This is a genomic window from Listeria grandensis FSL F6-0971 (genome assembly GCF_000525835.1).
Lineage (GTDB): Bacteria > Bacillota > Bacilli > Lactobacillales > Listeriaceae > Listeria_A > Listeria_A grandensis.
On the sequence record NZ_AODD01000014.1, the window covers coordinates 98133 to 110387 of the forward strand.

Consider the following 12255-nt stretch of genomic DNA (forward strand, 5'->3'; position numbering starts at 1 on the left):
AAAACATGGCAATGTTAATACCTTTATTATTAATGATCGTATTGTTCTACTTCTTGCTTATCCGCCCACAACAAAAACGTCAAAAAGAAGTAAATTCAATGCAAAGCAGTTTGGCTAAAGGCGATAAAATCATTACTATCGGAGGATTGCACGGTACAGTTGTAGCAATTGAAGATGGCAATGTTGTACTTGATTGTGCTGGAAGTGAGCTAACTTTTGATCGCAATGCAGTTCGTACTGTTTTAGCGAAGGCAGACGCAGTTGAGGAAGAAGTAGTTGAAGCGGAAGTGGAAGGAGTAACTGAAACGGAAGTAGATACAGAGAAAAAATAAGCTTTTCTTTTCTTGAAAAACAAGCCATGGATTAAATTCCTTGTATTGGCTTGTTTTTTCTTATAAATATACGGGTATACAGAAATATCGCTAGGCAAAAAAAGATGGATTTTAGAGGCAAGAGTGACTACTTTGTGGGGGCACTCGGAATAAAGATTTCGTTTTTTTGTAAGATTATGCTTCCCATTTACTGCATAATTAGATAAAATGAATCTATGTTGTTTGAAAAAGAAGGTGTGAGAATGAGGATGGGATCCGACAAAGAATGGTATGGCCAATTAGAAACGGCAATTTTAATTAGAGTAGAAGATTTTAAACTTATGGGGTATCGTGAAATTGAAGCGGAACATATTTGGTCTTTTTTGGTTGAAGTTGTTTGGAAGGGTCAAGAGAATCCGCGTTTGCATCAACGCATTCACGACATTTTACAAATGAAAATAGCATCATTAATGGACTTTATAACAATCGGACCGTCAGAGGACGAAGCGAATGTTGATACTTTATCGCTTCAACTGGAAGGTCAAGAGTAGCATTCTACATAGCGTAATGGCATCTTTAAAGGTGTCTGTTGTTAGTAGATGAGGGAGGAATTAGAAAGAAATGATAAAGAAGAGTAAGATAATTACATTTTTCCTGATCGTCGCAATTATTTTTGGAACAGTCATTCTCACTGCAAAACCCGTCCTAGATAAAATTAATCTTGGGCTTGATTTGCAAGGTGGGTTTGAGGTGCTTTACCAAGTAGAACCGGCAGACGGGAAAAGCAAAGTAACCAATGAAACGCTGAAAGAAACAGTGGCAACATTGGACCAACGTATTAATACTTTAGGGGTTACAGAGCCTGTTATTACTATCGAGGGTGGAAACCGTATTCGTGTCCAACTCGCGGGTGTAACCGATCAAACAGAAGCACGAAAAATTCTATCCACACAAGCAGTCTTATCGTTCCGTGATGCTAACGATAAACTGATGATGGATGGTAGTGATCTTGTACCAGGCAGCGCCAAAGCTGTTACAAACGACAAAAACCAAGCAATCGTTACGTTGGAAATGAAAAGTAAAGATAAATTTGCGAACGTAACAAAAACTATTGCTGCAAAAGCGCCAGACAATCAATTGGTTATTTGGTTGGACTGGAAAGAAGGTCTGAAATACAAAACAGAACGTGTGAAAGAAAAACCAGCTTTCCTTTCTGCACCAAATGTAGATCGAGAATTGGATACGAAGAAGGTAGAAATCTCGGGTAGTTTTACAATGGATTCTGCGAAAGAGCTCGCAAACTTGCTAAACTCTGGTGCACTTCCTGTTAAATTGACCGAAGTTTATTCCACATCTGTTGGCGCACAATTTGGACAAGATGCATTGTCTGAAACCGTTGTTGCTGGACTAGTGGGTGTTATTGCAATCTTCATCTTCATGATGGCGGTATACCGTTTGCCAGGTATTATTGCTTCCATCACTTTAGTTGCCTATACGTATATCGTATTGCTCATTTTAGGTTTGTTAAATGCAACCCTTACACTACCAGGTATTGCCGGATTAATTCTCGGTATTGGTATGGCGGTAGATGCCAACGTTATTACCTACGAGCGGATAAGGGAAGAACTCAAGGTTGGTAAATCCACGAAAACAGCCTTCGATACAGGTGGGAAAGAATCCTTCAGAGCTATCTTTGATGGAAACATTTCGACACTGATCGTTGCTGGAGTTCTTTTCTACTTCGGGTCAAGCTCGATTAAAGGTTTCGCGACCGTGTTAATTATTAGTATTTTAGTGAGTTTCCTAACAGCAGTTTGGGGCTCAAGAGCACTTATGGGGCTTCTTGTAAGCAGTAATGCGCTGAACAACAAGCCAGGACTGTTTGCTGTGCGTCGTAAGGATATCCATGACTTACATGAAGGTAAGCAAACATTCGATTTGAAGACGCATTTTGATAAATATGATTTTGTAAAACATCATCGTGCGTTCTTAACGACTTTTGCGGTCATTGTTGTGATCGGGATTGTGATTTTATCGGTGTTCAAGTTGAATCTTGGTATTGATTTTGCGAGCGGGACGCGTGCAGAAGTAACATCCACACAAGCATTGACCGAAACGCAGATCAATAAGGATTTGAAGGAAATCGATATGCCATCTGATGATGTCAATTTCCAAAACAATAATAAAACGGCCGTTATTAGTTATAAGGGTGCTTTGACGCAGGACGAAATTGCGAAGTTTAAAACGCATTTCAAGAAAGCGTACGGAACAGACCCGAATATTAGTACGGTAACGCCGACAGTTGGGCAGGAACTCGCGAAAGATGGTCTATGGGCACTAGCAATTGCTTCGCTCTTAATCGTTGTCTACATCGCGTTCCGATTCGAGCTATCGATGGGGATTGCAACGATTCTTTCGTTATTGTTTGATGCGTTTGTTATCTTTATCTTCTTTAGTATCTTCCGGCTTGAGGTTGATTTAACATTCATTGCGGCGGTGCTGACCGTCATCGGTTATTCGATTAATGATACGATCGTTACGGCGGATAGGATCAGGGACGTTTCTTACAAAATGGGACGTTTCAAAAAACCAGAGGACATCTCATTTGCGGTTAATCACGGTTTACGCCAAACATTTATCCGTTCGATCAATACGATTTTGACTGTGTTATTCACGGTTATCGCTTTAATCATCTTCGGTAATGAGTCGATTCTGAACTTCTCGATTGCACTATTAGTTGGATTAGTTTCCAGTGTATTCTCTTCCATCTTCATGGCTATGCAATTGTGGTATGTATTCAAGAAACGCGAATTGAAGAAAAAAGGCGTTATTCAAACACAGAAGAAGAAAAAACGTTCAAGAACGGACCAACCAGTCGTATAATCTGTGATAAGCGGATTTTCGGCAAGACTTAGCTAAAATATGTCTAATGCCGAATGTTACCTTATCTGACTAGTATTTTTCAGGTAAGGCAAGCATTCGGCGTTTTTTATGGTGATAAAGGAGAAAGATAGGCAGATGATTTGGCAGATTGTAGTGATAGCAATTGGTATTGGGATTTTCGTACTCGGCTTGTTTTATTCCAAAAGATGGCATGAGAATTGGTCAGATGGTGGCGGTCCTGATTTTGACGGTTGGGATTCATTCTTTATATCCATTATCTTGGGGGCTATTGTCATCGTATTAGGAATTTATGTGGTGAAGTCGATGCTTCTCGTTGGCGGCTTAGCACTTGTTTATGCGGCGATTTGGGTGTTTTCATTCTAGGAGGAAGTAAAGTGAATTGGATCAAATATTTTAAAAAGTAGAAAAATCGCTCGTCCTCAGATGATTGGAAAGAAATGAGGAGATTTTGATGGATAGAGAGATTTTATGTCGTGTATTGAAAAAGGCAATGAAGGCGCGAACGATGGTTTATATTTATAACGACGCAACGAAAAAGGATAGCTAGTATGTTGGCTTTGTCCAGTTAGTGACGAAAGATTATCTTGTTTTGGAGACGGTGACGAGATTGGCGCGAGCGGATGGGCATCTGATTATCCGCTTGGATTTGGTTTTCCGTGCAGATACTGGTGGTCTTTCTGGGACGAGGATGGAGCGGCTGTATGCGCTACATCACGAGCAGCATGAGAGGTTTGATGTGAGTACGTTTGGGAATCTGTTTGAGAATGGATTGCAAATGGCGCTCGCGCACAAAGCCCCTATTTCGGTGGATTTGGATCAGGATGACGAACGGGAAACGCTGAATGGGTATGTTCGCCAAATTGCGAAGGATCATATCGTGATGGAAGACTTTGATGATAACGCGAATTCCTATGGTGAGATTCATTTTGACCTTGCATCGATTGTGGACGTCCAGTGGGGAACGCGTGATTTGAAAAATTTAGATTTTTAGATTTATTGTATAGACAAGAATCATGGGATTAAACGCGCGCTTTTGCGGGTATTTGATAAATGGAAGAAGGAGGTTTTTGCAATGAAAGTACAATGGCAAGTTATTGTTGGGATTATTTTAGCTATTATTATTGCGATTTTTGCAATTGTGAATGTTGATTCGGTACAGGTGAACTTCTTGTTCGCGAAGGTGGAGTGGCCGCTTATTCTCGTTATTTTAGGATCGGTTCTAGTGGGGGGCTTGATTTTCTTCTGTATGAATATTGTTCGCGTCAATTCGATGAAAAAGCAAATCAAGACGCTCGAGTCTGCCAAAAAGGAATTGGAACGTTCGCTTGCTGCTGAGAAGTCACGCAAAGTGAAGGTTTCAGAAGTGGAAGTTGCGGATAGCGAGCCTAAGCCAACCGTTTAAAACCGAATAGAGAAAGATCACTGCTTTGTTGGTGGTCTTTTTTTATGGCGTGTACATTTTTGGTGTTTTTCGGTATAATGGGTAAGGTTGAGGGGTGGTATATTCATGATTCATTCTAAATATAAATGGCAGATTGAAACAAGCGACGCTACGGCGATGCAACAAGTAGCAGAGGAATTAAAATGCACGATACCGATGGCGGAATTGTTTGCGCGTCGTAAGGTCACGACTGCGGGTCAATTGGATAAATTTTTAAATCCGGATAAATATGCGGCATATGATCCATTTTTGCTAGCGGAAATGGGGCTTGCGGTCGATCGAATTAAGCAGGCAATTGAGGCCGAGGAGCACATTCTTATTTATGGTGATTATGATGCGGATGGTGTGACGAGTGTAGCGGTGCTGCTAAAGACATTACGGAAGCTCGGCGCGAATGCTGATTTTTATATTCCGAACCGATTTACGGAAGGCTATGGTCCAAATGTGGCGGCGTTTACGGAGGCGAAGGAAAGTGGCGTGGACCTGTTGATTACGGTGGATAACGGAATTGCGGCGCTTGAGGTGATGGAGCACGCGAAAACGATTGGGTTGGATGTGATTGTGACGGATCACCACGAGGCGAAGGATACGATGCCTGAGGCGCTCGCTGTGATTCATCCGCGGCATCCGGAGTCCAATTACCCATTTCCTGATTTAGCGGGTGTAGGAGTGGCTTACAAGCTTGCTCACGCGCTGCTGGGTGAGGAACCGACGGAGTTTCTCGATTTAGTGGCGATTGGAACGGTGGCGGATCTTGTGTCACTAACGGACGAGAACCGACTATTCGTGCAAAAAGGACTGCGCGTTTTGCGGGAAAATGCGAATATCGGTGTGGCGGCTTTGGCGAAATTGGCGAGTACGAAATTGCCTGAGGCGAACGAAGAAACGATTGGTTTCATGATTGCGCCACGGTTAAATGCGGTTGGACGTCTTGGCCCTGCGGATCTGGCAGCGGACTTGTTGCTCACAGAAGACCCAGAAGAGGCGGCTTTCTTAGCAGAAGAGATTGATGAGGCGAATAAGGAACGGCAAACGATTGTCGCACAGATTTCGGAAGAAGCGATTGCGATGATTGAGGCGGAGTATCTCGGTGACGGGAATGAAGTGTTGGTGATCGGGAAAGCGGGTTGGAATCCTGGTGTTGTTGGGATCGTGGCATCACGGTTAGTGGATCGTTATGCGCGGCCTGTGATTGTGCTTGGCATCGATGAGGTGACGGGAATGGCGAAAGGTTCCGGGCGTAGCATCGAGGCATTCCATCTGTATCAGGCGCTGGACGCGAATCAGACGTTGCTGAAAGCGTTTGGTGGACATCCGATGGCTGCTGGTATGACGCTTGATATGGCGGATATTGGTGCGTTGCGTGAGAACTTAGCACAACTGGCGCGGGAAACGTTGACGGCGGATGATTTTGTTTCTATTTTACGAGTGGAAGAAGCGATTCCGGTTGAAACGGTGAGCCTTGAGTTTATTGCTCAGCTGAACAAGTTGGCGCCGTTCGGGACGGATAATCCGAAGCCAGTTTTTGCATTAGAAGGCGTGAAATTGAGTGGTACGAAGCGAATTGGTGCGGATAAGACGCATTTGAAGACTGTGATCACAGCAGATTCAGGAGCAGCGATTGACGCGGTTGGTTTCGGGACTGGCGAACTTGTTGAAAAAATTTCACCGATGGCAAAAGTGGATGTGGTTGGCGAGTTATCGATCAATGAGTGGAATAATATGCGCAAGCCGCAACTTCGGATTGTAGATTTGAAAATAGGGCATTGGCAGTTGTTTGATGTGCGAAGTCGTGCAGAATGGGAAAAACTATTGCAAGCAGGTAATACAGCGGATAAAGTTTTTGTCTGTTTCCAAACGGCAACACGAGAAAAGTTACTAGCGGCGAATGCCAATCTTGTTTGTGCGCAGATTGATACCGCAACAGATGTTGTAGATGCTACTACCAAAGATTTAATTTTTGTGGATATGCCAGATGATGTGGCGTTGCTTGAAGCGGTTGTTGCAAACACGGAAGCGGACCGGATTTATCTTCACATTGCGGCTGAAAACGGCAATGCGATCGCTTCGATGCCGAGTCGACAACATTTTGCACAGCTCTATGCAGTGCTTAAAAAACACCAACCATTTTCGCTCACACAAAACATGTCGCGCCTTTGTAAACAGTTTAATTGGACGAATGATCAGATCGAGTTTATGTCACGCGTGTTTTTTGATCTAAATTTTGCTACAATGGAGGATGGCGTGATTAGTTTGAATGAAGTTGGGGAAAAGCGTAATCTAGAGGAGTCGAGTGTCTATAAAGCTCGAGAACACCGGATTGCGATGGAGCAGAAATTACTCTACTCTAACTACAACGAATTGTACGATTGGATTGAAAAGTTGATGAATTCGAAGGGGAATTCAATTTTGGAGGAAATAGTAAAATGAACTTAAACGACTTGAGAAATTATGTAGCGATTGTCAATGATTGGCCGAAAGAGGGTATTGTTTTTAAAGACATTACGCCGCTTATGAGTCATGGTGAAGCTTACAAATTCGCAACGGATCAAATTGTAGCATACGCAAAAAAATTAAGCGTTGATGTTATCGTTGGGCCAGAAGCGCGTGGCTTTATTATCGGATGTCCCGTTGCTTATTCACTTGGCATTGGTTTTGCACCTGTTCGTAAACCGAATAAATTGCCGCGTGAAACGGTAGATATGGAATACGATTTGGAGTATGGCACCAATAAATTATCGATGCACAAAGATGCGATTAAGCCAGGGCAACGCGTCTTGATTACGGATGATTTGCTAGCGACTGGAGGCACGATCGAAGCGACGATTAAGCTTGTTGAAGAATTGGGCGGTGTTGTTGCAGGCTGCGCGTTCTTGATCGAGTTGACAGAGCTTGAAGGTCACAAGAAACTAGAAGGCTATGACCGTCTTATTTTGATGGACTTCTAAAAATGTGTATTTTTCTAATAAGGCCAGTAAAATTGCTTTGTTAGCCACATAAAACATGTTATAATATCAGATAAGAATTATTTTAAAGAGCACTCATTCGTGGGTGCTTTTACATACTTTATAAAGCTTGGGATGAAAAGGGTGTGGGGACTATGGCTAAAGAACAAAATTTAACAGCGGAACAAGTAATTGAAATGGCTTCTCATTATATGAATGAGGAGCATCTTGCGCTTGTCAAAAAGGCTTGTGACTACGCACGTGAGGCGCACAAAGATCAATTCCGCAAATCGGGAGAACCTTATATTATTCACCCAATCCAAGTGGCTGGGATACTGGTAGATCTAGAAATGGACCCAGCGACCGTTGCTTCTGGTTTTTTGCATGATGTTGTCGAGGACACGCCGATTACACTACAAGATCTGGAAGAAGCGTTTAGTCCAGAGATTGCTATGATCGTCGATGGTGTTACGAAACTTGGGAAAATCAAATATAAATCGCATGAAGAGCAGCAAGCCGAGAATCACCGCAAAATGTTTATTGCGATGGCACAAGATATTCGGGTTATGCTGGTGAAATTGGCGGATAGGCTGCATAATATGCGGACATTGAAGCATTTGCCGGTGGAAAAACAACGCCGGATTGCGAATGAGACGTTAGAAATTTTTGCACCGATTGCGCATCGTTTGGGGATTTCACGTGTGAAGTGGGAACTGGAAGATACAGCGCTTCGTTATTTAAATCCGCAACAATACTACCGAATCGTGCATTTGATGAAACAGAAACGGGAAGAGCGCGAGCGTTATTTGCGCGACGTGATCGACGGTGTGAATGAGAATCTAGATGAGCTGCATATTAAGGCGGATATTTCTGGTCGACCAAAGCATATTTATTCGATTTACCGCAAGATGTCAGAGCAACATAAGCAATTCAATGAAATTTACGATTTGTTGGCGGTCCGGATTTTAGTGGATAGTATCAAGGATTGTTACGCTGTTTTAGGTATTATCCATACGCGATGGAAGCCGATGCCAGGCCGTTTTAAAGATTATATTGCGATGCCGAAATCCAATATGTACCAATCGCTTCATACGACGGTAATCGGGCCTCAAGGTGAGCCACTCGAAGTGCAAATTCGGACACTGGAGATGCACCAAATCGCAGAATATGGGGTTGCGGCACACTGGGCTTACAAAGAAGGGAAAGTTATCAATTCGAAGACTTCCTTTGATAATAAAATGAGCTGGTTCCGCGAAATTATTGAATACCAGAATGAATCAGAGAATGCAGAAGAATTCATGGAATCGCTGAAACTCGATTTGTTTACGGATGTTGTGTACGTTTTTACACCAAAAGGCGATGTTTTCGAACTACCAAATGGTTCTGTACCGCTTGATTTTGCGTATCGAATCCACACAGAAATCGGAAATAAGACAATAGGCGCTAAAATTAACGGCAAAATTGTCACGCTTGATTATAAATTAAAAACAGGCGATATCATTGAAATTTTAACATCGAAGCATTCGTATGGACCGAGTCGTGATTGGTTGAAACTTGTGCAGACGTCACAAGCGAAAAATAAGATTCGTCAGTTCTTTAAACGTCAAGCGAAAGAAGAGAATGTTGAAAAAGGTCGCGATATGGTCGAGAAGGAATTGCGCCATCTTGATTTTGAGCCGAAGAAAGTGATGACGACCGAGAACATTAATAAGCTAGCCGAACGCTTGAATTTTAGTCATGAAGATGATTTGTTTGCGGCGGTTGGGTACAATGGCATTACAGCGCTCCAAGTAGCGAACCGGTTGACGGAGAAAGAGCGTCGCGAGCGAGAACTGGAGGAGCAAACCGAGAAATTATTGAATAAAGTCGAAACGAAGGCGAAGAATCCTACTGATAGTAATAACGAGCGTTTGAAAATCAAGCATAATGCTGGCGTCGTTGTTCAAGGTATCGGAAACTTATTGATTCGCTTATCACGATGTTGTAATCCAGTGCCTGGCGACGAAATAGTTGGTTATATTACGAAAGGTCGCGGGATTTCGATTCATCGGAAGGATTGTCCGAATGTCAATGGTCCTGATACGGAACGTTTAATTGATGTGGAGTGGGAAGACACGGATATGACGGCTAAAACCGACTATAACGTGGATATCGAGGTGTTTGGCTATAATCGGAATGGCATGCTAAATGATATCTTACAAGTCGTGAACAGTCTGACAAGTAATATTAACGGTGTCAATGCAAAGGTAGATAATAATAAAATGGCAACACTCGTTCTGACACTTCAGATTCACAATATTAATCATTTGCAGCGGGTCGTTGATAAAATTAAGCAGGTTCCTGATGTGTATACAGTGAGACGCTTAATGAATTGATATGACTGGAGGAATGCGTCATGAGAGTTGTGGCACAGCGTTGTTATGAAGCGAGCGTAACGATTGATGATGAAAATGTGGGTGAGATCGCGGGCGGGCTTTGCTTGCTTGTTGGTTTCACACATGGTGATACAGAGGATGATGTGGCATATATTGTTCAAAAACTCGTGGGATTGCGTATTTTTGAAGATGAAGCGGATAAGATGAATCTGTCTATTAAAGATTTTGGTGGTGCGATTCTTAGTGTTTCGCAATTTACACTATATGCTGATGTGAAGAAAGGGAGGCGTCCGAGTTTTACGAATTCCGCGCCACCTGACGTAGCATCGGATTTATATGATTTGTTTAACAAAATGCTCGCAGCACAAGGATTGGTCGTGGAGACGGGAGTTTTTGGGGCATCGATGGATGTTTGTATTGTAAACCATGGTCCCGTAACGATTATTCTAGATTCACAGGAGTTACTTGGGAAATGAAAAAATGCGCTATCAAGATTTTTTTAGAATCTTGATAGCGCATTTTTTTGTGTCTTCGAAAAGTTGGGCAAGCCCGTGAGGCACTTTGTTTAGTTTTTAAAATAATTACTCAAGCCTTCGTAGATCGAGTTGGCAACTTCTTCATGAAAACCATCGGAGTTCATTTTTTGCTCATCAATGGTTGAGCTGAGATAGCCAAGTTCGAGTAGCACGGACGGCTGGGTGTTCTCGCGTAACACATAGAAGTCACCAGAACGGGTGCCGCGGTTTTTACTGGATAGGTTATTTGCGAGGCTTTCGTTTATGCTTTCTGCTAAGCTTTGATCCTTATTTTTGTAATAATATGTTGTCTGACCATTAACGCTTGAATCGCTAGCATCTTCCACAGAATCAAAATGAATGGAGACGAAGGCATCTGCATTATACTTCTCGGCTTTTTTCGCACGATCTTTGAGGGAGATATATTCATCTCTACTCCGCGTCAAAATAACTTTCGCACCGCTTTGTTCTAAGCGAGCTGCTACGGCCTTGGCAGTTTTTAATGTCGCTTTCTTTTCAATAGTACCATTTTTTCCTTTGGCGCCAGGATCGTTTCCTCCGTGACCAGGATCAATAACGATGGTAGCTTCGGCGAGTGAGGTTGTTTTCGATTTTGCGGCCTTCTTTGTTTTGGAATTAGAAACGTCGACAACCCAGTTAGCCACATAGCCTTGTTGGCCGGAAGATGTCGTGATCTGGTACCAATCCCCCTGAACGCCATCAATATTGTAGACTGTTCCAGAATCAGCTTTCTCAACGGTGCTATTATTTCGGCTTGGACCAGAGCGAATATTGGTACCATTAGACCTGATAGTAAGTGTTTGTAAGCTGTTTTTGGATTCTTTTGTTGCCGATTCTTGCATCTTGATGTAGGACGAATTAATCCATGCGGTCTGACCTTGGTACTGGATTTGAGTCCAGCCGTTGGATTGACTTGTCACAGTGATTTGATCGCCACCTTTAAGGCTTCCGAGAATTTTAGCGTTTGTGGATGGTTTGCTACGAACGTTCAAGCTACCGTCACTGGTCACGGTGGCTAAACTATTACTAGAAGCACTGACATCGACATTTTTCACGAGCCAGCTGGCCACATAACCGCTCTGACCGTTGCTTAACCGAACTTTATACCATTTATTTTCTTCATCGATTACATTGAGGATTTCATCTTTTCTGACTTGTGATGTGACGTCGAATGCGAGTCCTGGTCCGCTTCTGACGTTTAGAACTTCGGCTTTTACTTGCACCGTGTTAGCGTTAGCCATCGCAATTGTAGACAATACGCCAGCTGCGATGAGTAAGAATGATAGCACGGTTATAAACAGGAACTTATTTTTCATCAATGGACACCACCTATACCCCTATAAAAATAACTACTTATAGAAAGATTATCATAAAACATGTTATTATGAAACACTAAACCTATCTTTTCGCGATTTATTTTAAAAACATTATTGACTTTCTAGGCAAATTCTAGTAGTCTTAAGGGTAATTAATAGATGACCGATGACGGAGAAAAGTATGGCAAGCATTTGCTGGTAAGAGAGATAGGTTCTTAGGCTGGAAAACCTATTGCAGTTAAACTGTCAAAAAGACACTCCCGAGGCTTCTTACTGAACAAGCGTACTTAGTGCTAAGTAAGTAAGAACGTTAACAGGCGTTAACTGTTTTTGAGTGGAGGAGCTGTATGGTTTCTCAATTTAGGGTGGTACCACGGGTTAACTCTCGTCCCTTGTTTTATTTAGTTAAGACGAGGGATGGGGGTTA

At 42.6% G+C, this 12255-nt stretch carries 11 protein-coding genes and 1 other annotated feature; of the genes, 10 read left to right on the forward strand and 1 reads right to left on the reverse strand.

The genetic code is table 11. From position 1 onward, the window contains the following. Nucleotides 1-5: 5 nt before the first annotated feature. The 10 genes from yajC (at nt 6) to dtd (ending at nt 10452) form a co-directional block, all read left to right on the forward strand. Nucleotides 6-332 (forward strand): preprotein translocase subunit YajC, encoded by a 327-nt coding sequence (gene yajC / locus PGRAN_RS09670; protein WP_036066780.1) that lies wholly within the window; start codon nt 6-8, stop codon nt 330-332. Between the two features lie 248 nt (nt 333-580). Further along, the gene (locus PGRAN_RS09675; protein WP_036066822.1) at nt 581-862 is read left to right on the forward strand and encodes a post-transcriptional regulator; all 282 of its coding nucleotides are present in this window, start codon (nt 581-583) and stop codon (nt 860-862) included. A 70-nt stretch (nt 863-932) separates the two neighbouring features. Beyond that, nucleotides 933-3194, forward strand: coding sequence for a protein translocase subunit SecDF (secDF, locus tag PGRAN_RS09680; RefSeq protein WP_036066781.1), 2262 nt, complete (start codon nt 933-935; stop codon nt 3192-3194). Nucleotides 3195-3329: 135 nt separating this feature from the next. After that, nucleotides 3330-3578, forward strand: coding sequence for a hypothetical protein (locus PGRAN_RS09685; protein WP_036066782.1), 249 nt, complete (start codon nt 3330-3332; stop codon nt 3576-3578). Between the two features lie 205 nt (nt 3579-3783). Beyond that, a complete protein-coding gene (locus PGRAN_RS09690; protein ID WP_036066783.1) occupies nt 3784-4206 on the forward strand; it encodes a hypothetical protein in 423 nt (140 codons plus the stop codon). A gap of 81 nt (nt 4207-4287) precedes the next feature. Then, on the forward strand, nt 4288-4617 hold the full coding sequence (locus PGRAN_RS09695; RefSeq protein WP_036066784.1) for a LapA family protein: 330 nt from the start codon (nt 4288-4290) through the stop codon (nt 4615-4617). 105 nt (nt 4618-4722) lie between these two features. Then, the gene (recJ, locus tag PGRAN_RS09700) at nt 4723-7086 is read left to right on the forward strand and encodes a single-stranded-DNA-specific exonuclease RecJ (RefSeq protein ID WP_036066785.1); all 2364 of its coding nucleotides are present in this window, start codon (nt 4723-4725) and stop codon (nt 7084-7086) included. Next, nucleotides 7083-7604, forward strand: coding sequence for an adenine phosphoribosyltransferase (locus PGRAN_RS09705; protein WP_036066787.1), 522 nt, complete (start codon nt 7083-7085; stop codon nt 7602-7604). Before recJ ends, PGRAN_RS09705 begins: the two co-directional genes overlap by 4 nt. 152 nt (nt 7605-7756) lie before the next feature. Then, entirely contained in the window at nt 7757-9976 is a 2220-nt protein-coding gene (locus PGRAN_RS09710; protein ID WP_036066788.1) for a RelA/SpoT family protein, read from the forward strand. A gap of 20 nt (nt 9977-9996) precedes the next feature. Then, entirely contained in the window at nt 9997-10452 is a 456-nt protein-coding gene (dtd, locus tag PGRAN_RS09715) for a D-aminoacyl-tRNA deacylase (protein WP_036066789.1), read from the forward strand. Between the two features lie 89 nt (nt 10453-10541). Here the strand turns inward: dtd and PGRAN_RS09720 are convergent, their stop codons facing one another. After that, complete coding sequence (locus PGRAN_RS09720) at nt 10542-11828, reverse strand: N-acetylmuramoyl-L-alanine amidase family protein (protein WP_036066792.1); 1287 nt, start codon at nt 11826-11828, stop codon at nt 10542-10544. A gap of 157 nt (nt 11829-11985) precedes the next feature. After that, nucleotides 11986-12224: a binding site (T-box leader), on the forward strand. Nucleotides 12225-12255: the final 31 nt, after the last annotated feature.